Origin of the sequence: Pedobacter sp. MR2016-24 (assembly GCF_026239655.1) — a bacterium.
Classification (GTDB): domain Bacteria; phylum Bacteroidota; class Bacteroidia; order Sphingobacteriales; family Sphingobacteriaceae; genus Pedobacter.
The window spans coordinates 216,883-237,788 of sequence record NZ_JAPIVO010000006.1 but is presented as its reverse complement, the minus strand read 5'-3'; the positions used below and the strand labels follow the sequence as shown (position 1 = coordinate 237,788).

Here is a 20,906-nt window from a genome sequence, read left to right as displayed (position 1 = left end):
GTGGTTATGTTATCAAAGCCGGGTTATCCCCAGATCATTATTCTATATTTACTGACAGGTCATCAACAAACTGTTTAGCTGTACCTGCCAGGGATGGGTTGTAGGAAAAATCCTTTTCTCCATTAAAAAAATCATCCAGGGAGCCTCCATCGAATGCAGAGATGCCGTAAAGATTGTTTACGGCTCCGATTCCACCATAGGCGCGGTCACGTGATACAGCCAGTAAATGAACACCATGTGCTCTCATCGCTGCAACGGAACCACTTTTTTCAGCCAGTGATAAAGGCGTTGTAAAAATTCCGAACTCAGCTTCCGTTAATATTTCAGATATGCTTTTTTCACTCAGTTTTCCTAAGCATTCAGCATCCAGACCGGCTCCCGTCCAGATCTTCATCCAGCGTTCAAGCTCATTGCCACTCCTGCCAATGATTATCAGCTTAATTTTGACATCATTCAGGTCCGCATAAGCTTTTGCCCGGGCAGCAAATGATTCAATTGGGGCATCAGGGTATATACTCCCGAATACCACAATATTGATCGTTTCACGCCTATGATGTGTTGTTCTCAGTTTTTCCTGTACCTGCTCCGGAGAAACTACAGGAATATTAGAAAACAATGGCAACAGACGAGCTTTTGCCCCCATTCTTTTCAACTGTTCCAGGTAAACCATATTAGTGGTATGTACTACCGGTTTCAGTTTTCTCAACAGCTGCTTTACCAGGTACAATTGCACTTTGCCCCATAATACCTCTTTCACACTTGCGCCTTTGTACATCCCTACAGCAATTTCATGAAACATCACTTCCCACTTTTTCCCTTTCCCTACGTCCATCAGCATATTGTTCAGTCCAAAGTCAAGACCCTTATCATGAAAGGAGAAAGCCACATATTGCAGACTTATCCAATCAGGATTGAATTCAGCTATATACTTTCTCAATATCTCCATTCTATTCACTGCCGTCAATCCAGCAGGAATCCGAAGTGCAGCAACATGATTTGCATCACCTGCATTGATTGTTTCCAGTTCGCCCTTCAAATGACGGTCATTGATTGCTGCTACAGCAACATCAATCCCATTGAGCATTAATTCAAGACATAAAAGCCTCAAATAATCCCCAACTCCATCATGTCCAGGTTCAAAAGATCCGCAGATAAATACAATTTTCATTTTAGCCATATTGTGCACCCGCTGATGTTCTTTTTTTATTAAATATGTTCACTTTCACGTTTTCTCATTCCAATCTTCCTTGCAGGGACGCCGCCCCAGATCTCTTCCTTTGGTACAGATTTAGTCACAACGGACTCTGCGGCAATGATAGCACCATCATTAATCACTACACCTTTTAAAACGATTACATTACAACCCAACCATACGTCCTTACCAATTTTAATAGGTATTTCAGTTCCTTGTTGCGTCCTCACCAATTCACCATAAGCAAAACCATGATCATGGTCAATAAACTTACATCCTGACGCAATCAGTCCATCATCTCCTATTTCAATTCCCAATCGAATGTTAAACTCACATCCGGCACCAATAAAAACACGATTTTTGATTTTAATAGAAGGGCCCTGCTTCCAGATACCATCGAATTTGAAAAATATATCATCTTCCAATGTGCAGTTATCCCCAACAATTACCTGATGTGGCCATGTTACCTTTAAAGGTGCTAGTCTCGTATTTTTACCCGTTTTCAATCCTATTAAACCATAATAAGAAGTACGGACAAACATTCCCAGCTTCCTGAAAATCTTATTACGTACAAAAAATATTGATCGGTCAAAGAGGCTATTCGTCATCTTTAATTCCATTAAGTTTAATTATGAAAAAGGCCAGTAGTAATAATAGCTGACCAGAAGAAACCATTATGTTCATTAATAACACACCATTTAGCGTAGATATATCCATGAATATGATGCCCGCAACAACTGTGATCAGGTTTACAGGAATGGAAATGGCCGGATTGATAACCCATCCACGACTAGTGGAGAGACTAAAGATACAACCCGTAATCAGTGCCAGACAGCTTCCCAAAATACTAAAAAGAAGTGCGCCCGAAAGATCAGCATATTGCTTACCCAATATCCATAACAATTGATCAGGGAAGACATAAACAATGCCCATAATTATTGTACAAACAGCCACCAGGACAACAATAATTTTTACAAAATTACTGGTCAGCAATATCTTATTGCTTGCAGCCCTTGCAAACCTCGGTACTACCAGCGTAGCGAATAATACAGTAAATACACTCAATACCATTCCCAATCTGCTAAGCGCACCCACCTGTGCAATCGCCCTGGTCGTTCCCAGAATAGAAATCAGCCATACTGTTATCTGACCCGAAAGACAGTAATAAATTGCGCCCGGCAGTCTTCTCTTTACCATCTTCAGGATTTCAGTCTGATAAACCGGATCTACTGGTTGACTTGTATCTGCAAACCGCAATGCCATCTTTCTCAACCTGAAATTGCCGATGATCCTCGGAATTCCATTCGCCAGCAACGCAATAAAAGTGAAAGGAAAAATGAATACCGATGCCGAAGAAAGAAAAAGGCGGAAAAGTCCAACTTTAGCCTGATTAGCCTGCAAAGGCTTAATATCCTGATGTAACTTCGGAATGGTTTCCAGCAGCGAGTCTGATAAAGCAGAAAAAAAAGCTGGAATCAGTGCCGCAACAATCAATATAATTACCCAGGGCTGTGCATGTTGTAACCATAACAAATACACCAGTACAGGCACGGCTACCAGCAGACTAAAAACAGCGAATTTCTTTCGCAGTTCCATTCCGGTTACGAGTACCTTACCTAATTCTGTCCTGTCGCGCCAAATCTTCCCCCCCTGTGACATCACTCCAGAGCTGATTCCTCCATCTGCCAGAATCGTCATGGTACCCAGCATCGTATTTGCCAGTGTATAGAAGGCATATTCCTGAGTAGGCAGCATTCTGATAATAAATATACCCGTCAGCAAGCCTGTCGCCTGCACCAATACTTGTGCAGCACCAGTCATAAAAATCAATTTCCCCCATTCCAGGGACTTTGAATATTTAGGATGAGCAAGAATACGCTGACTGATACCCCTCATTAGACCTTTACTTTAAGTGCCTTGACCGATGCTACAATTGCAGCACGACTTTTCATTTCATAATTTTTGATCACATCCACATCTACCTTGATCGTTTCCAGATTAGGATTACAACCTGCCGCCAGGTCATCTGAAGAGATAAAATCTGCTCTTTTTACTCCAAGCTCTTTAAAAAGCAGTTCATTTTTAACCGCATATGCAACCGGATATAGAGGAATTCCCAACTTCAAAGCAAATATTGTAGTATGGTATCTCGTTGCAAAAACTCTGGTTGCGGTAGCCATGTGTTTGATCATACGTAGCGGATCAGCATGGTATTTAGCATGTTTTACTTCCAGACCTTCCAGCAGAGACTTACCAAATGCTTCATCATCCGGAGTAAAAGGAATCGTTTCCACCGTTAGTCCATCAGCGATAGCCTTCTCCACCACATTTCTCACGAGTGCTTTATAAGTACTATGCATCTGTTCGTAAGCTGCATAAAGCGCTGGTCTTTCTTCTTTATATTGATCAGATGCTACAATTTCACCATTGATCAGTTTGCCGTACAGCGGGATAATATTGACCAGTAATTTTCCTGGTTTATCACTCCTTACCTTTGCACGTTCTTTTTCACAGAAGTCAGGGTACAAAGAAAAAGCAATATCAGGATGGAAATGGATATCCTGTCTCCCCGTCATTGTCTTTAATTTTTCCGCCTGCGCTTCACTTCTGCCACTTACATAAGCAGCTTTTCTGATCAGCTCAAGGCATACCTCCGGATATGATTTCTCATTAAAGTCGACCCCCAATAAAGAAACCTTATGGAAGTCTCCCTTATAGCGTTCAGCTACCCGCGTTAAGGAATCCGCATAACCCACCGCTCCACCGCCAACAATTGCATAAGGTGCTTTCGGCCATTTGTCCAGGTTGTAAATCGTCTGCATACCAGTTTTGATCTGTTCTTCTTCCAGTACCGATGTAACCGATGTGCCCAGGGCAATATCACCCAGATTACCCCCATGATAACCACCAACTACGCCGACTTCAACACCAGATATTTTCTGTTTGATATTCCTTAATCTGTGCTGAACCTGTATATAAGACATCATCATATTATTATTGATTAGATTTACCTATTTTGATTTTTTGAAAAACTTTTTAAATGAATCAGTAGCCGTTTCTTCTTCATTACCGTAACCATAGCCATAACCATAGTTCTTATTGATCGCAGCGCCATTCAGCAGAATGGTCATTCGTTCTATCTTTTTAGTCCTGAAAATGTCCTCCGTAATTTCCAGTTGTTCCTTATGCGTATAATTCTCACGAACAACATATAAGGTCAGATTTGCATGCGTACTCAATAACTGTGCATCCGTCACCAGTCCCAGCGGCGGTGCATCCACAATAATATAATCAAAATCAGCTTTCAGCGCAGCCATTAAGATTCCCAGGCGCTCATTCAGTATTAATTCTGCAGGATTTGGCGGAATAGGTCCCGAACCAATGACAAATAAATTATCCTGAATCCCTGAAGGCACTACTATATCACTGATCTCCACAGCCGGAGAAGTAATAAAATTCGTGTATCCTACCTTGTTACTCAGATTAAATTTATTAGACAGATTAGGTTTCCTTAAGTCCATCTCCATGATCACTACCTTTTTCCCCGTCAGTGCAATAGTAGCAGCCAGATTGATCGAGCAGAAAGACTTACCTTCCCCACCCATACTTGAAGTGATCAGAATTGTTTTTTCTCCTTCCTTGAGGAAGAATGACAGACTCGTCCGCAGGTTTCTGAATTGTTCCGAAATAGCCGTTCGTGAATGATTGCCCACTACAATAGTCTCTGCAGAGTCACTTATGCCAATCTCCGCTATCACTGGTACATGCGTTGCTGCGAGAATATCATCTTTAGATTTGACAGTCGTGTTCAGGATATCCAACAGGTAAATAATTCCTAAGGGAAGAAACAAACCTGCGAAAATTCCATACCCGATAATGGACTTGCCATTCGGGCTGATTGGGCCGGTTGATATTGGTTTCTCGATGACTTTACAATTGGAAATATTCGATGTTTTAGAAATAGCGGTCTCTTCCTTCTTTTGCAGCAGGAAAACGTATAACTCCTGTTTGATCTGTTGCTGACGCTCCAAATCCAGATATTTACGCTGAATAGTAGGTACCTTTCCGGCCTGATTATCCATTTTATTTGTTCTGCCCTGCACAGAATTCTTTGCAATCGTGAGCGATCTTTTCAGACTTCCGATACTCTTCAGCATGTCACTGCGTACGCCCGCAATCTGTGTGTTCAGGTTCTGTACATAAGGGTTGCCCTCTGTCTGGCTCAATTTGCTGCGCTCTTTTTCCAATACAATGGTATTGTAACGCTCCATCAAAGCAGTAAAATTCGGATCTTCCAGGAATACCCCACTTGGCATTACCCGCTCCGCATTCCCTTCATCACCAAGGTATTGCTCCAGTGAGCCAATGATACTCAACTGTGTTTCCACTTTGGCCAGTTCATTTACAGACTCACTAGAAGAGGTGATCAGCTGTGCAGATTGCGCAGCAATATCCGTTACCTTATTCTCTTTTCTGAAAGCTTCCACATTTCCTTCCACCCTGCTCAGTTCAGAGCTCACCAGCATTAATCGCTCGTTGATAAAAGAGATCGTGCTATCTGCAACCGTATTTTTATCCAGAATATTGGATTGTATATACGTTTCTATTAAAGTATTTAAAATCACTTCTGAATATGCCGGCAATGGAGAAGAAAAACTCAGGTTAATGATATTTACCTGCTTACTCGGTATCGCTACCTGTAATTTTTTCAGGAAGGAACCAACCACCGCTTTAACAGGCACTACACTTACTGCATATATTTTTCCAGGCTCCGCTTTCAGTTCCCCACGTTCAAGCTGAATATTACCGAGCCCTGGTACGGCAACCGCTTCATATAAATTGACTGTCTTGTTCCAGTTATTACCCTGCAGCTTGTATTTACCATCCTTCACTTCTACATTAAAACCCCCGGCAGCTTTTGCTTCCGGGTTATCTAATACATGCACTTTGAAAGGAGCTTCGTCCAGTTCCACGTCCTTCACCTTACCTTTCGCAAAATAAATGATATTGGCATTCAGCTTCTTTACTACCCGTTCCATCAGCATTTGCGTCTTAAAGATCTCCGCTTCTGTTTCCGTGCTGCTCGTTGGCGCCATATCACCACCAAAAGCTTTCAGCAGACCACTCTCACCACTGGCGTTCTCATCTTCTTTAATCAGCACGCTGGCAGTAGTACTATAAATCGGCGTAGCATATCTGATATATAAATAAGATACCAGGACGAAGAAAATTAAAGAGATCAGCAGCCAATACCAGTTTTGCTTCACCTTAGCCAGATACTTCTTAAAATCAAATTTGTTCCCAGATCCGAACAACGGATCTTCAGTAAATTCCTGACTAGTATTCATACGTTGTAATCAATTTATAATCTTGTAATTAATGCAATAAGGACCGATAGTGAAGAAACAAGTATCGTCAGCGTCTGGCGTTGCGCAGCATTGTTGGCAGCAATCTTTCCTTTGCCAGGCTCTACATACAACACATCATTCTGTTTCAGATAGAAATAAGGAGAGCTCAAAACCGCAGACTGCGTTAAATCCAGCCTTACCACATCCTTTTTACCATCCGTTTCACGAATCAGCAGCACATTATTCCGCTTTCCATAGATCGTTACATCACCTGCCATCGCTATGGCATCCAGTATCGATACCTTCTCATTCGGCACTGTATAAGAAGATGGTTTAGCTACCTCACCCAGTACCGTAATTTTATAATTTGCAAAACGAACCTGTATCGTCGGATCCTTGTAATACTTCAACGCTTCCGTTCTGATCACCTCTTTGGCCGCTGCCGTAGTCAGACCCGCTAATTTCACGATTCCTAACATTGGAATTTCGACATTCCCTTTTTTATCTACCAGGAATCCCGAGATGGCCAAGCCTGCACCCGCTGAAGCTGGCGCTGCCGCAGCTGGGGTTTGATTCACCGCCATAGAAGCAGCAGGATCAATAGTCTGCACTGTAATACTTAAAATATCATCCGTCTGGATCAGGGGTTCGGTGAAAGTGGCTCCCATCACCTGCTTTATTTTAAGCGAATCAATATCCGTAAAATATACGGCCTGCACTTTGGGTGCGCAGGAAGAAAAAATAAGCATAGACAACAAACAGAATGTGAGTGTTTTGATGCTGATCGTAAGTACTTTATTCATAGTTATTTCAAAAATAAAAGGACAAAAGCGCCCAAAATTGTATTAAATGCATTTAGCAAAAGCGCTGTCAGAAAAAACCTCCAGGTTTCTAAATGGGTATTGTCCTAAAATTGTATGTAGTTTACCGCTTCGCACCCCATCCCCAAGCATCTTCATATGTTTATCGTGATGAAGATCGGTTCCGGCAAAATCATACATCTTTGCGTTAAGCAGGTGTTCAGCCATTGCCTTCACCCCTTTACCATAATAGCCCAGTACAGATAGTATGTTCAGCTGGAAAGAGCAGCCTATGCTTTTAAGCTTCTCATAGCGTTCCGTATGTCTGAAATAGAAATTGTAACGTTCCGGATGTGCCAGGATTACCTGGTAACCCTGCAACTGAAGTTCGAAAATGATATTTTCTATATTCGGCGTTTCCATCAGGTATGACATTTCAATTAGGATATGTTTACCCGGAAATACCAGCAGTCCTTCTCTCACTACAAACTCACTGTCGGCCATATATTCTGCCGCAGCATTGATTTCGATACTTAGATTTTGATTTTTTACTTCCTCCTGAACTGTTTTCAAGACAGGAAGGATTGTTTCAGGCGTATTGGGATATAAATCCTGAAAGATATGCGGGGTACAAACCAGCCTGCCAAAGCCTAATTCCTGCATTTCGTGAATGTAACCTAAAGACTGTCCGATTTCTTTAGATCCGTCATCAATACCAGGTAGAATATGTGAGTGAATATCAACTCCCAGCCACTCTATGTCAGTTATTTTGTTTTTCTTATGAAAGAAATCGAACATATAATTTTTTAAGTAAAATTGAAATCTATACACATTTAGTCATACATCGTCCCTACTAATGTACTTTCCTAAGATAAGTTATTATTATAAAGTATAAAATATCACTTATTAAAAATGTACGTTATCTTTATATTATCCTATGATTAAATAGATTTAAAACAGCATCCAAAACAAGCGTTAGAATAGCTGCAATACAGCTATCGAAAAACATTGATTTAAAATGAAAACGCTAAATTAAAACCTTTATTATATCAATTATGTTACAATAAATTGAAATTACGGATTTTATAAGGCTAAAAACAGCAAAATATTACCTAAAAATTCCCAAATACTGATAAATATTAAATTTACTAAAACGAACCAAATACTATATTCGTCAAATATTCCAGTTAACAGTCTTAAACTATAAATAAATAGGTCGAATTACTCATTATAATGATTGTAATTCCATCTTAAGTGACCTATTTAGCACTGTGTATCAATTATGATACCAATTAATGACCAATTCACAACCTTTGGCTCTGAATAAGAATTCACACAATTACACAATACTGTGTATCAGTAATTTACATTGAAGATAGTGTATTTATTACAATTACTACCAATAAATTTATTTGTAATATATTAGAGCAGAAGCACTTCAGCTAGTTTTTGAAACAATGTTAGGGAAGATTATTCCGGAAAAACAAACGGGTGTTCAATTTTATAGTCAGATGTGACTATAATCATTGCCGACTAGAGAAAGATTGCCGCTAATTTTCTAAAGTATTAATGCATGGCCTCAGCAGACAGAAAAACTGTCATAAAGAAGAGAGCGGCTATTATGAAGGGTTTTAATTTTTAATATCCAGACTTTCAAAAACAGAGTTTTTACTTTTAAACTCTTTTACCAAAGCTTTCATATTCGTTACCACCTGCAGGTCGTCGCAGCGTTGCGCATGCTCTATCAGATTATAGATTTGTTTTTGCACATCATCAAATGCATATTCCCTTACCTTGCCAATCATGATCTTCTCATGGTGTGTAGGCATCGTATTCTCATTATCATTCAATAATTCCTCAAAAAGCTTTTCTCCTGGACGAAGTCCTGAATACTCAATCTGGATGTCCTGATTAGGTACCAGGCCGGCTAGCAAGATCATTTTCTTAGCCAGATCAATAATCTTGACAGACTTGCCCATGTCAAACACAAAAATCTCCCCCCCAGAACCCATGCAACCTGCCTCCAATACCAGGCGACAAGCTTCCGGTATAGTCATGAAATAACGCGTAATTTCCGGATGTGTCACTGTGATAGGTCCGCCTTTTTCAATCTGCTGTTTGAACCTTGGTATCACAGAACCATTAGACCCGAGCACATTTCCAAAACGTGTGGTAATGAATTTAGTAATTGGTTTTACATCCAGCTCATTGATATAACTCAAACCGTTACTGAAGATATGATTGTTATTATGCAATGAATTATTTAGTGATTGTACGTAGATTTCAGCAATACGTTTTGACGCCCCCATAACGTTTGTCGGATTAACCGCCTTATCCGTAGAAATCATCACAAACTTTTGCACACCATACTTTACTGCTTTATCAGCAATAGTCTTGGTACCCAATACATTTGTTTTAATCGCTTCACAGGCATTATCTTCCATCAAAGGTACATGTTTGTATGCACCGGCATGATAAACGTAGTGAGGCTTTAATGTACTGAATAAATGCTCCATTCTGCGCTCGTCTCTCACATCACCAATAAAAGCGTGGAAATTCTTGTTTTTAGTGGTCTCCGTCATTTCAAGATATAACTCATGTAATGCAGACTCAGACTGATCACAGAGAATGATCAATCCCACATCAAACTTAGCGAGCTGTCTTACAATCTCAGAACCAATAGAACCCGCTGCTCCTGTGATTAAGATTCTTTTGTTCTGTAACTGTGCTCCTATTCCTTCAATATCGATATGAATAGGTTTACGGTTTAACAAATCTTCAATATTTAAGTTCTTGATCTGCGTAGTTTGTATCTTACCATCAGTCCACACGTTAGGTGGTGGAATATTTAATACTTTGATCCCATTCTCCAGACAAACATCAACAATTTGTTCCTTACGCTCCGAAGGAATGGTATATGAAGCAAAAATGATTTCATCCAGTTGATGTTTCACGATCAGATCAATCAAATTCCTTGCATCCAGAATTTTTATCCCGTCAATGGTTTTACCCATCTTCCGCTGATCATCATCCACAAAAGCAATGATCATTTTATTGACATTTGGGTCATGGTCAAAAGTACGTTTGGTAGCAACCCCTGCTTCACCTGCACCATAGATCATTACACGTACAGTATCTAAACGCAGGTTTTTGATATACATGAAAAAGTATTTCACCAATACTCTATAAGTGATCAACATCACAAAACTTGTGAGCCCATTAATCACTAAAACACTATTAGGAATCAGCGCATGATTGCCAAAAGCAACAAATCCCATATTTATCAAGAAGAACGTGCCGTTAGATACAATAACCGCATATAGAATTCTGAAGGAATCCTGCGCACTTGTATATCGGATAATACCTGAAAAGGTTTTTACGACAATAAAAACTAATGTACTGATCACAGTTGTAATTAATACATTCCGGCTAAATTCTAAATAGTCTAGTGTAGATAGATCAAAATTACGTTTGATCAGGTATGCTATCGCCAAAGAAACGAAACAGATCGTTAAATCTAATGTGAATATTATCCACCGGGGCACTATATTTATCTGGTTGAACAAGATGTCGTAGTTTTAGTAACGGCAAATTTAATCAAATAATCATACCAAGCATCAACGCAGGATATCATTTATACACTCAAATTATTTATTAAGATACTAAATGTTGTTTAATACCCATTAAACCGATTTATTAGACAAAATATAACCCTCAAATTATATTTGCAGGTTATTGATAATTATATTTCAGGAAGTTAAAACGCAAAAAAACCGTCCATTTTGAAGGCTTGACCTAAAAAATGAACGGTTTTTTTATACAGTATGTATACTATTCGAAGTTATTGAGTGTCTTGAAACCTCCAACTTTCAAATGCTCGTCTTTTTTCATCAGTTCTAAATCAGCCTGCATCATATCTTTAACCAGAAGCGGTAAATCATATTTAGGTACCCATCCCAATTTCGTCTTGGATTTTGTAGGATCTCCTAATAATAAATCCACTTCCGTAGGACGGAAATATGCAGGATCGACTTTCACCACTTCCATTCCGATTGTTAATGCTTCTGTATTTAATCCCAACTCAGCGGCAATGGTCTCGTCAATCGCAGCAATCGCTCCAGTTTCCTCTGCACCTTCACCACTAAAAGCAACTGTAATTCCCAGTTCAGCAAAACTCATTTTTACAAAATCACGCACAGTAGTTGTTACTCCTGTAGCAATTACGTAATCTTCTGCAACATCCTGTTGTAGGATTAACCACATGGCTTCTATGTAATCCTTTGCATGACCCCAGTCGCGCTGTGCAGAAAGATTACCCAGGTATAAACATTTTTGTAACCCTAATCCAATCTTTGATGCTGCTCTTGTGATCTTCCGCGTCACAAAGGTCTCTCCCCTTAAAGGACTTTCATGATTAAATAAGATCCCATTACAAGCAAACATATTATAAGCTTCCCTGTAGTTCACTGTAATCCAATAGCCATAGATCTTGGCCACGGCATAAGGAGAACGTGGATAAAAAGGAGTAGTTTCACTTTGAGGTACTGCTTGTACCAAACCATATAATTCAGACGTGGACGCCTGATATATTCTTGTTTTTTCCTGCAATCCTAAGATTCTGATAGCTTCCAGCAGTCTTAAAGTACCAATACCATCCGCATTCGCGGTATATTCAGGCATATCAAAACTTACCTTCACATGGCTCATGGCCGCAAGGTTATAAATTTCATCAGGCTGCACTTCCTGAATAATACGAATCAGATTAGTGGAATCTGTCAAATCGCCAAAATGTAATTTGAAGTTCACCCCATTCTCATGCTGATCCTGGTATAAGTGATCGATCCGTTCTGTATTAAACATGGAAGATCTTCTTTTCAAACCATGAACAAAATATCCTTTTTTTAATAAGAATTCCGCTAGATAGGCACCATCCTGGCCCGTAACACCTGTTATAAGAGCAACTTTCATTGATTAATATTTATAAGTAGATTAAATGAAAATATATATTGTTTTAGAAGTATTAAGCAAATTCATCACCACAAGCGGCAACGATCGCTCTAGACACCTCTTTTATTTCTTGTTCTGCAGCCTTAGGATAAATCAGCAAAACTTTACCGTCATCCACTACGATGTAATTATCAAGCCCTTTGATCACCGCTACTTTATCCTTAGGAATCTGGATCATACAATTTGAAGTTTCAGCAAGATTAACAGCATTTCCAGAAAATACGTTGTTGTGCTCATCCTTTTCGATCACCTCATACAAAGATGCCCATGTACCTAAGTCAGACCAGCCAAAGTCGCCAGGAATCGTAAATACGTTCTCTGCTTTTTCCATGATCGCATAATCAATCGAAATATTATCAGAAAGCGGATAGTTTACGGAAATAAAAGATTGTTCATCTGCAGTATTATAACAAGAATTTCCCTTTTCAAAAAGTTCAAATATCGTTGGAGAATGTTTAGCTAATGCACTTAATATTGCATTTACGCTCCAAACAAAAATACCTGCATTCCAGAGGTAGTCACCACTCGTCACAAATTCTTGTGCTTTCTCCAGATTCGGTTTTTCCAGGAAATGCAATACCTTATGTACACCGTTCAGGTCCCGTTTATCGTAATTAATATATCCATATCCGGTATCCGGCCTCGTTGGGCTAATTCCTAAAGTAACTAAAGCATCATTTTCCTCTACAAATGCTAACGCTTCTTCTACTTTTTCCAAGAAAACCTTTTCATTCAGGATCAAGTGATCAGAAGGCGCAACAACAATATTCGCTGCAGCATTCAGTTGTTTGATTTTAAACGAAGCATAAGCAATACAAGGCGCTGTATTGTTGCGACTTGGTTCAGAGATGATGTTCTCTTTTGGCAGATCCGGCAGCTGGTCAATAATTAAAGCGGAATATTGTTCATTTGATAAGATGAAAATATTCTCTTTCGGACAAACGTTCAGGAAACGTTCGTGTGTCAATTGTAAAAGTGACTTTCCAATACCAAGAATATCAATAAACTGTTTTGGAAAGTTGTTACGGCTTTTTGGCCAGAAACGGCTGCCAACTCCACCAGCCATGATTAATACATAAGTGTCCTTCATAGAAATAGCAATTGTTTAATACCTTTTATTTACAATAAGTAAATCTAACGAATCTTAATATATGACAATAATAACAAATTATTAACTATACTTTAAGTTTACGCGCATTTTGGCTTTTCTTTTGCTATATAATAACGTCAAGAATTGCTAAAATAATACTTTAACCAAATATTTATCTTTTTATATCCTTAAAACTCTCAACAATGACAAAAACTGTAGGGCAAAAATTAAAAATATTACGTCAAACTCAGTGTTTAAGTCAGAAATTCATTGCCGACAAACTAAACATTTCTGTTCCAGCCTATTCAAAGATTGAAACAGGAGGTACAGACATTACGTTCAGCAAATTACTATTAATTGCCAACATTTTCAGTATATCGATCATTGATTTGTTGAAAATAGGCGAAAAAGACAGTGATGATGATGAATTCCCTGATTTAAAAAAACAATTAGCTAATTTAACTGAAGCTTACGGTGTGCAGCAACGGAAGATTATTGAGTTGCATGAAGCTATCAGGGAAAAAAAAGCTTAAGCTGTTTAAAGAGTTTCAACAAAACTTATGTTATCTCTTTAAACAATTACAATGGGGAATATAATACCCGTCTAGCGCAAAGTATTACATTCCCCTTTAAATTTATAACTAAAGGGGCGGTCCCTAAGAACAAAGAAAAAAATTAGCATCTATTTATTGTATTCACTAGCCTTTTAGAATCTGGATCAGGTCATCGTTGATATAAAAAACTTCTTTACCATCTTTTGCAACACTTAATATTTTTGCATCAACCAACTTATTGAAATATTTTGTCAGTGTCGTTCTGGAAGTAATACCCATAATATTACCAAGAAATTTAGGCTTGATATAAGGCTGACTAAAAATGGCTTCATTCACCTCCTTCGTGTACCATTTAATTCTGGTCTTTGCATAAAGCAACGTCGGTTCCATCTGACTGATTATACTTAAGATCAATTGGTTAGTCAGCAACGCGGTTTTCTCCACAGCATCCAGCATGTACAAAACCCATGGTTTCCATGAATTTCTTTGCGTAACTACTCCTAAATGATAGTAGTAGTCATCCTTATTGATCAGGATGTATTTTGATAAATAAAGTACAGGCTGTTCCAAAAGGCCTTTATTCACCAGATATAATAGATTTAAGATTCTTCCAGTTCTCCCGTTTCCATCAGAAAATGGATGAATTGCCTCAAATTGATAATGGGATATACACATTTTAATCAAAGGATCAGATGGATACTTTATATCATCATTTAAATATTCAATCAGATTTTCCATCTTACGTTCCAAAATACCTTCGCCTCTTGGAGGGGTATACACAATTTCTCCTGACCGGAATTCACTTTGACCTCTTCTGATTACGGTTAAACTTTGAGGTGATCTTAGACCAGCAGTGGAGTTTTTGACTTGCCTGAAAGTACTGATCACACAATCCATATCAATTTGTCCGTTAGCCAATATCAATTTGTATCCTTCCCATAACGCTTCCCGGTACCTTAACACTTCCTTCGTTGCCGGCTTTATATTGTCTTCCTGAATTGAATCAGAAACCGCCTTATACAGTTCATCTTCTGTCGTGAAAATATTTTCAATTGCAGTTGAAGTTTGCGCTTCCTGTAAGGCGATCGTATTAACCAACATTGTAGGATTAGGTAAGCGATGAATACTGCTATTAGTCGCAGCCAACGCTCTTGATGCACTGACTAGTTTTTTTAATACTTCCACATCGTCTTCCACTTCATTCGATGGCAATAACGGAAGTTCATTAAAGGGTTTTGTTCTATCGTAAGGCATGCTATAAGCGTATTATGTTGGACATTTGCGTCTGCTATACGGATATCTGAACACAAAAAAGCTATATGTTCATTTTTTACCAAATATTGGACACATCACAAATATAATCAAATAGAATGGACATATAAGTTTTATATGTTCACATTTTCAAAGATAATGAACATGTAATAGCTAAGGCTGAATTCTAAAATCGTTAAAAATCGGTATATAATTGTCTAAATGTACTTCTCAAACCAATAGTAAATAATCCAGTATTAGTTGAAGATACCGCATTAGATTCCTTTCTGAATATACCACCCAATTCTATACGCAGATTATACTTTGGATTAAGGACATAAGCTACTTTCGCTTCACCATAATATAGATCTGTGGCTAAGCCCTGACCAATCTCATTCCCATAATCTGATACTCGTACATTATAAGATTTAAAGATATCTCCCCCATAATTTTGTCCTTCAGAATCCAAGCCCTTCTTTGCATACATTAACTCACCACTAAAATCAAATCTTTTGTAGGTATAATTCAAAAGCCCTACAAATTCTCTGTAATTTGCTCCTAACTGGTTAGCCAATGGCTGGTTCATTGAAGCATAATTGGATACCCGGTCAAAATGCGCGTAAGTATATGGCCTAGCTGTATTAAATTCAGCTAGGTAATTTAAGCCTTTCACCTTTATCAGATCAGAACCTCGCACCCCGATTTGGATAGCATTTTTATTTGCCCAATAACCAGTCCCTTTGAAAAACTCTTTAGCAGTAAATTCATCAAACATGAACTGACCATAAACTATAGTATGATCAAATACTTCATATTTCAAATTAAAACCTAAACGCATCTTATCTGGAGACGTAGTATTGGCGCTTTCCACAGAACGCAGGAATACAAATGGATGAGCATAATTAAAATCAAAACCACGTTTACCTTCCGGTTCTGCGTCAGCCCAGGTTACTGCCTGGAAGAAACCTGCAGAAAATCTTTTAGTCACATTCCAATCGATATAATGCGCCGCCATCCATTTCCCACGATCACCAAGCCTCCTGTCTTCAGTTAAATGATCTGCTCCCGGATCCAGCATATAAGCATAAATCGTCTGGTATTGAACATTACCCAATGTAGCGCGCACTCTAAAAAACGAATAAGGAGCTGTATTATCACTTAAAAGTACCGAACGGTAACCATCACCAATGAAGTTCTTATCACGTCCGAGAGTAAGATTTAAATGTTTATTAGGTGTATAGGAGATTAATGCAGTAGCGTATGAATAATCCTTGGTCTTGTTATTCAGCTTATCCCCACCTGCCTGTCCGGGAACAACCTGATTTTGCTCCACAAAATTGCTATAATAGTTAGCGAATACTCCCTGATTTTCATAAGCACTTGTATAAAATGAAAATTTAGAACCGACATTACCTCCAAATTGAAAGCCACGCGTATTTAACCAGGTATTCTTCTTGTCTCTTACGTCACGACCAATCATCATGTCTGGTAGAAAATCTGCATAAACATTGTAGTCATCACCAATAAAATTCAACAAATGTTCCTGAGTAATTTTTCTTCTTAACCAACTCCGGTGACCAACTGAATCTACCCCCATGTTCATCAATTCATTATAACGTCCTACCAGTGTTGTATCATCGCTATAAAATCCTCTGATCGAACTATGAACCTTTGAATCAACGTCATACACAGAATTATTAAACTTCTGATAGTACTGATAAGAATAAGGTAAAATCTGGTTTGGCGTTTGCTCCTGAGCAACTGCAGTAAGAAAGAGAAGTCCAAGAAATAACTGAAGTATGATTTTTTTCATATGATTTGCGTTATGCAATTTTGGTTCCAAATAGCTTTCTTGAGCCTTCTGTAGAAAAACGAACAATTATAAAGATGATTGTGGAGAATACCAGTACCACTAAAATAGCAGGTATAGATTTCGGCAAAAAATATATGATAACAGCATTGATGAGCAACTGAACCAAAGCATATGAAGAAGAAACTATTAGATGAGGGACTTTTCTTTCATTAGCTAAATACTGATAAAAATGACTTCTATGCGCATCAAAAATATTCTCCTTTCTCATTAACCTGAAAAAAATAGTAGAAACTGTATCTAATCCGTATAATAATAGAATCAGGAAGTAAGTAAAATCCAAAGTTTTTAATATCAGCGCACCTACTAAATACATTATTATAAAAGCAATACTTACGCTACCTACATCTCCAGCAAAGCACTTTGCTTTGATTCTGAAGTTAAATATATTGAAAACCAATAACGATAATATAGAAATGATCAGAAAGTTCGATTTAATAAAAACGATTTGAAATATATTTATATAAAGCAAAGAACAAAGTGTAATTAGCGCATAAGCTCCAGTTATGCCATTTATCCCATCCATAAAATTTACTGCGTTAATGATTCCAATTACCAAAATAATGGCCAAAACGATCCAATAAAAAGGCAGATTGAGAATCCCCATTTGATAAAACAACAGTATAACACTAATTAAATGAACTGACAGTCTCAATTTATTACTTACCGGTTTTATATCATCTAAAAAGCTAATAAAAGCAATAGCAATAAGCCCCAATAAAAAATAAAAATATTCAAATCCAAAATAAAATGAGTATAAAAGAGGTGCTATAACGAATATTATTCCACCTCCCCTCAAAACCAACACCGCATGAGAACTTCTATGATTAGGCTGATCAATTATATTGAAACGACTAGCAATTTTAAAGTAAAGAATCTCAGTAATAAAAAGAATAAGAAAAAAAGTTCCGAATGTAACTATACTCATAAGCGATAATAGATGTCCATAATAAAGTGGAATTAACAAATATATACACAATATCGTAATATAACCTTAAAATGACTATTTTTCTTATATAGCGAATGATATTAAATTGTATGTAACCCTCCCTTTTTTCGAACCGGTTTAGGAGGCGAGAATTCAAATTCATGTATTATTTCTTATCCCTCAGCATGCAGTCGACTCCGCAGGAGTTGACTGCATGCTGAAACCCCATTGGGCTCTATATTCCAGCAGTATTTTACCCTCCAAAGCTTCATGTGGCTCTTTGAGTTGTAATCGTTTACCCATTCTTCTGCTAGAAGCTGTACTTGCGTTATATCATCAAATAAATTCGCATCCAGAATACTTGGCCTGAAGCTGCAATTAAAACGTTCTATATATCATTTTGCATTGGCCTTCCGAGTTGTGTATATCGAATTTCAATATGATTATCCTTGCACCATGTACTGAATTCCTTACTAATAAATTCAGATCCATTATCAACCCTGATACATTTTGGTTTTCCTTGCTCGCAAATGATTGTTCCAATATCCTGGTTACTCTTACCGCCGACATCGAATGAGCAACTTCAATAGCAATGGCTTCCCTGTTAAAATCATCTATGACATTTAGTGTCCTGAACTTTCTTTGATTGGTCAGCACATCGTTCATAAAGTCCATAGATCACATTTCTCCAGGATCATCCGGACGTAACAGCGGAGTTTTTACCCTCTCTGGTAAACGCATGCGTACTTTCCTTCGTTGATTTAATCCTAGTAATAGATACACCCGCCTGACTCTTTTATAATTCCATTTATAGCCGTGTGTACGGATTCTTCCATAGTATAGATCCTGTCTTTCAGTTAGATAAGCCAAAGACAGTTCCTGAAGTTAGCTATGGTTTCTGAATCATCCTTTACCTCTTGATAATAATACATGGATTTAGGTAGCGAAGCTACCCGACAAGCCCTACTGATGCTGATCTGGTGATGCTCCACCACATAAGCAACCATGTTTTTACGCTGGCAGGGCTTTAGAACTTTTTTGAAAGTACATCTTTAAGTATCTTGTTATCAAGGGCTAGTTCAGCATACATATGCTTAAGTCTGCGATTTTCCTCTTCCAGTTCTTTCAAACGGCGAAGCTCCTGATTATCCATCCCGGTGTACTTTTTCTTCCAATTATAGAATGTGGCTTGGTGTACGCCAAGTTCACGGCAAATATCTACCACTTTTTTACCTGACTCTTGTGCCTTGATGGCTGCTACGATCTGGCTTTCACTGATTATTGACTTTTTCATCTTATTATTTTAAAATTACGAATTTCGCTACTTATACAGTCCGATATTTTAGGAGGGTTACAAAATAGATGTCGACTTTAAATGCAATACGGTTGGTCATTTAAACGAAACTCCCTACAGTCTCTATCTTGAGGATATTACTTTACCATATATGTGTTAATTCTACGGTTTAAGCCTTCAACCAATGAAGACCCTGGCTTTCAATACTGAAATATATTTCTTCCAAACTGCATATATCGGTCTATAACGGGCCACTTGTATCGGTGATATTGGGCCAGTCCTATCGGTTATACCGGGCCACTTAAAACAAGTTGTATTTTACAGAGTACATAAATCTGTAAAAATATGACTGGTCATCGAAAAGACTTGTTAGATATACGACGTATAATTCAATTGAAGGCCCGTGGAGAAAGCAACCGATCCATAGCCAGGTTGCTGGGCATAAACCGTAAAACGGTAAATGAGTATATCCTAAACTTGGGTTCTTCCTGAAAAGATTTCTCAGAACTTAGTCGCCTAGATGAAGAAGCCCTTACATCTATTTTGCCAGAGTCCAAAGCATTCAATAAACCGCAATGCTATACTAACCTGCAGGAAATGATACCAGCTTTTCGTACTGCCTTGAAACATTCGGGCTTTACCTATCTGAATATCTGGGATGATTATCGTAAGAAATATCCGGAAGGATATGGATACACTCAGTTCAAAGAACATGTGCAAAAAGCTTTTGCCGTGCAGCATGCCTCATTTCACATGGAACAGATCATGGGTGGAAAGCTATTAATCGATTATGCTGGTGACTGCCTGTTGCTTACTGATAGAGAAACAGGAGAAACAAGACCAGCGGAGGTGTTTATCGGTATACTTGGAGGTAGTGGATATACTTATGTCGAAGCGAGTGAAAGTCAGCGGAAGGCTTATTTTTTCAATAGTATCAGAAGATGCTTTGAATTTAATGGTGGTGTTCCTAAATTGATTGTCACGGATAACTTAAAATCGGCGGTAACACAGGCTCATCGCTATGAACCTGAACTTAATAAAGACTTTAAAGCCTTTGCGCTACACTATGGAACAGCAGTATTGGCTACCAGAGCACGTAAACAAAAGGATAAAGTATTAGTTGAGAACGCTGTACGACTTGTTTATCAAAGAATCTGCTTTGCCTTAAAAGACCAGGTGTTCTTTGATCTTCATTCCATGAATCAAGCAATCAAGCCATTGCTTGATCTTTATAATGCGCGCATGTACCAGCAGAGACAGACCAGCCGTACACAGTTATTTCTGGAGCAGGAAAAGCCCCTGCTGTTACCAGTACAACCATATGAATTACTCACTTATAAAAATACTTTGGTACAGAAGAACTATCACGTCTTTATCAGCGAGGATAAACATTATTATAGTATGCCGCATCAATATATCGGTAGAAAAGTAGAGATCCGCTATAACGAGACGTTGGTAGAAATCTATTCTTAAATTTCACGAATTGCCTGTCATATTAGGAACAGAAAGGCAGCGGGCTTCAGCACACATGATAATCATATGCCCGCCAATCATCAGATCATGAAGGAATGG

At 38.3% G+C, this 20,906-nt stretch carries 18 protein-coding genes and 1 pseudogene; 3 read left to right on the top strand and 16 right to left on the bottom strand.

The genetic code is table 11. The annotated features are described in order from the left end of the window. Nucleotides 1-37 precede the first annotated feature (37 nt). From OQX62_RS17370 to OQX62_RS17325, 10 genes are all read right to left on the bottom strand, one after another. Entirely contained in the window at nt 38-1,168 is a 1,131-nt protein-coding gene (locus OQX62_RS17370; protein WP_265832889.1) for a hypothetical protein, read from the bottom strand. A gap of 38 nt (nt 1,169-1,206) precedes the next feature. Further along, nucleotides 1,207-1,812, bottom strand: a complete 606-nt coding sequence (locus OQX62_RS17365; RefSeq protein WP_265832888.1) for an acyltransferase — start codon at nt 1,810-1,812, stop codon at nt 1,207-1,209. Further along, on the bottom strand, nt 1,790-3,088 hold the full coding sequence (locus tag OQX62_RS17360; RefSeq protein ID WP_265832887.1) for a lipopolysaccharide biosynthesis protein: 1,299 nt from the start codon (nt 3,086-3,088) through the stop codon (nt 1,790-1,792). The genes OQX62_RS17365 and OQX62_RS17360 overlap by 23 nt, the downstream gene beginning before the upstream one ends. Then, on the bottom strand, nt 3,088-4,182 hold the full coding sequence (locus OQX62_RS17355) for a polysaccharide pyruvyl transferase family protein (RefSeq protein WP_265832886.1): 1,095 nt from the start codon (nt 4,180-4,182) through the stop codon (nt 3,088-3,090). Before OQX62_RS17355 ends, OQX62_RS17360 begins: the two co-directional genes overlap by 1 nt. Before the next feature lie 21 nt (nt 4,183-4,203). After that, nucleotides 4,204-6,540, bottom strand: a complete 2,337-nt coding sequence (locus tag OQX62_RS17350; protein WP_265832885.1) for a GumC family protein — start codon at nt 6,538-6,540, stop codon at nt 4,204-4,206. A 14-nt stretch (nt 6,541-6,554) separates the two neighbouring features. After that, a complete protein-coding gene (locus OQX62_RS17345) occupies nt 6,555-7,343 on the bottom strand; it encodes a polysaccharide biosynthesis/export family protein (RefSeq protein ID WP_265832884.1) in 789 nt (262 codons plus the stop codon). Nucleotides 7,344-7,385: 42 nt separating this feature from the next. Beyond that, a complete protein-coding gene (locus OQX62_RS17340) occupies nt 7,386-8,138 on the bottom strand; it encodes a tyrosine-protein phosphatase (protein ID WP_265832883.1) in 753 nt (250 codons plus the stop codon). An 833-nt stretch (nt 8,139-8,971) separates the two neighbouring features. After that, a complete protein-coding gene (locus tag OQX62_RS17335) occupies nt 8,972-10,906 on the bottom strand; it encodes a polysaccharide biosynthesis protein (protein ID WP_265832882.1) in 1,935 nt (644 codons plus the stop codon). A gap of 265 nt (nt 10,907-11,171) precedes the next feature. Continuing rightward, complete coding sequence (gene gmd / locus OQX62_RS17330) at nt 11,172-12,308, bottom strand: GDP-mannose 4,6-dehydratase (RefSeq protein WP_265832881.1); 1,137 nt, start codon at nt 12,306-12,308, stop codon at nt 11,172-11,174. A 52-nt stretch (nt 12,309-12,360) separates the two neighbouring features. Further along, nucleotides 12,361-13,437: a mannose-1-phosphate guanylyltransferase gene (locus tag OQX62_RS17325; protein ID WP_265832880.1), complete on the bottom strand. Its 1,077-nt coding sequence runs from the start codon at nt 13,435-13,437 to the stop codon at nt 12,361-12,363. 203 nt (nt 13,438-13,640) lie between these two features. Here OQX62_RS17325 and OQX62_RS17320 point away from each other — a divergent pair, with 203 nt between their 5' ends. Beyond that, the gene (locus OQX62_RS17320) at nt 13,641-13,970 is read left to right on the top strand and encodes a helix-turn-helix domain-containing protein (protein ID WP_265832879.1); all 330 of its coding nucleotides are present in this window, start codon (nt 13,641-13,643) and stop codon (nt 13,968-13,970) included. A 165-nt stretch (nt 13,971-14,135) separates the two neighbouring features. Here the strand turns inward: OQX62_RS17320 and OQX62_RS17315 are convergent, their stop codons facing one another. The 6 genes and pseudogenes from OQX62_RS17315 to OQX62_RS17300 form a co-directional block, all read right to left on the bottom strand. Then, entirely contained in the window at nt 14,136-15,245 is a 1,110-nt protein-coding gene (locus OQX62_RS17315; protein ID WP_265832878.1) for a Fic family protein, read from the bottom strand. A gap of 193 nt (nt 15,246-15,438) precedes the next feature. Beyond that, nucleotides 15,439-17,055, bottom strand: a complete 1,617-nt coding sequence (locus tag OQX62_RS17310; protein WP_265832877.1) for a gliding motility protein RemB — start codon at nt 17,053-17,055, stop codon at nt 15,439-15,441. Between the two features lie 10 nt (nt 17,056-17,065). After that, a complete protein-coding gene (locus tag OQX62_RS17305) occupies nt 17,066-18,040 on the bottom strand; it encodes a UDP-GlcNAc--UDP-phosphate GlcNAc-1-phosphate transferase (RefSeq protein ID WP_265832876.1) in 975 nt (324 codons plus the stop codon). 173 nt (nt 18,041-18,213) lie between these two features. After that, nucleotides 18,214-18,432, bottom strand: coding sequence for an integrase core domain-containing protein (locus tag OQX62_RS25205; RefSeq protein WP_416276585.1), 219 nt, complete (start codon nt 18,430-18,432; stop codon nt 18,214-18,216). Then, a pseudogene (locus OQX62_RS25200) lies at nt 18,429-18,706 on the bottom strand (DDE-type integrase/transposase/recombinase). Before OQX62_RS25200 ends, OQX62_RS25205 begins: the two are co-directional and overlap by 4 nt. Nucleotides 18,707-19,067: 361 nt before the next feature. Further along, a complete protein-coding gene (locus tag OQX62_RS17300; protein WP_265832875.1) occupies nt 19,068-19,334 on the bottom strand; it encodes a transposase in 267 nt (88 codons plus the stop codon). 345 nt (nt 19,335-19,679) lie between these two features. Here OQX62_RS17300 and OQX62_RS25195 point away from each other — a divergent pair, with 345 nt between their 5' ends. Next, nucleotides 19,680-19,826 (top strand): helix-turn-helix domain-containing protein, encoded by a 147-nt coding sequence (locus OQX62_RS25195; protein WP_416276580.1) that lies wholly within the window; start codon nt 19,680-19,682, stop codon nt 19,824-19,826. A 51-nt stretch (nt 19,827-19,877) separates the two neighbouring features. After that, complete coding sequence (istA, locus tag OQX62_RS17295; protein ID WP_265832874.1) at nt 19,878-20,807, top strand: IS21 family transposase; 930 nt, start codon at nt 19,878-19,880, stop codon at nt 20,805-20,807. The last annotated feature ends 99 nt before the right edge of the window (nt 20,808-20,906 follow it).

Excerpts from the sequence above, each read along its gene's own strand:
- OQX62_RS17365 (WP_265832888.1), bottom strand. The coding sequence starts at position 1,812 with ATGGAATTAAAGATGACGAATAGCCTCTTTGACCGATCAATATTTTTT.
- OQX62_RS17350 (WP_265832885.1), bottom strand. The coding sequence starts at position 6,540 with ATGAATACTAGTCAGGAATTTACTGAAGATCCGTTGTTCGGATCTGGG.
- OQX62_RS17360 (WP_265832887.1), bottom strand. The coding sequence starts at position 3,088 with ATGAGGGGTATCAGTCAGCGTATTCTTGCTCATCCTAAATATTCAAAG.
- OQX62_RS17305 (WP_265832876.1), bottom strand. The coding sequence starts at position 18,040 with ATGAGTATAGTTACATTCGGAACTTTTTTTCTTATTCTTTTTATTACT.
- OQX62_RS17325 (WP_265832880.1), bottom strand. The coding sequence starts at position 13,437 with ATGAAGGACACTTATGTATTAATCATGGCTGGTGGAGTTGGCAGCCGT.
- gmd (WP_265832881.1), bottom strand. The coding sequence starts at position 12,308 with ATGAAAGTTGCTCTTATAACAGGTGTTACGGGCCAGGATGGTGCCTAT.
- OQX62_RS17370 (WP_265832889.1), bottom strand. The coding sequence starts at position 1,168 with ATGAAAATTGTATTTATCTGCGGATCTTTTGAACCTGGACATGATGGA.
- OQX62_RS17300 (WP_265832875.1), bottom strand. The coding sequence starts at position 19,334 with ATGAAAAAGTCAATAATCAGTGAAAGCCAGATCGTAGCAGCCATCAAG.
- OQX62_RS25195 (WP_416276580.1), top strand. The coding sequence starts at position 19,680 with ATGACTGGTCATCGAAAAGACTTGTTAGATATACGACGTATAATTCAA.
- OQX62_RS17345 (WP_265832884.1), bottom strand. The coding sequence starts at position 7,343 with ATGAATAAAGTACTTACGATCAGCATCAAAACACTCACATTCTGTTTG.
- OQX62_RS17355 (WP_265832886.1), bottom strand. The coding sequence starts at position 4,182 with ATGATGATGTCTTATATACAGGTTCAGCACAGATTAAGGAATATCAAA.
- OQX62_RS17315 (WP_265832878.1), bottom strand. The coding sequence starts at position 15,245 with ATGCCTTACGATAGAACAAAACCCTTTAATGAACTTCCGTTATTGCCA.
- OQX62_RS17340 (WP_265832883.1), bottom strand. The coding sequence starts at position 8,138 with ATGTTCGATTTCTTTCATAAGAAAAACAAAATAACTGACATAGAGTGG.
- OQX62_RS17320 (WP_265832879.1), top strand. The coding sequence starts at position 13,641 with ATGACAAAAACTGTAGGGCAAAAATTAAAAATATTACGTCAAACTCAG.
- OQX62_RS17310 (WP_265832877.1), bottom strand. The coding sequence starts at position 17,055 with ATGAAAAAAATCATACTTCAGTTATTTCTTGGACTTCTCTTTCTTACT.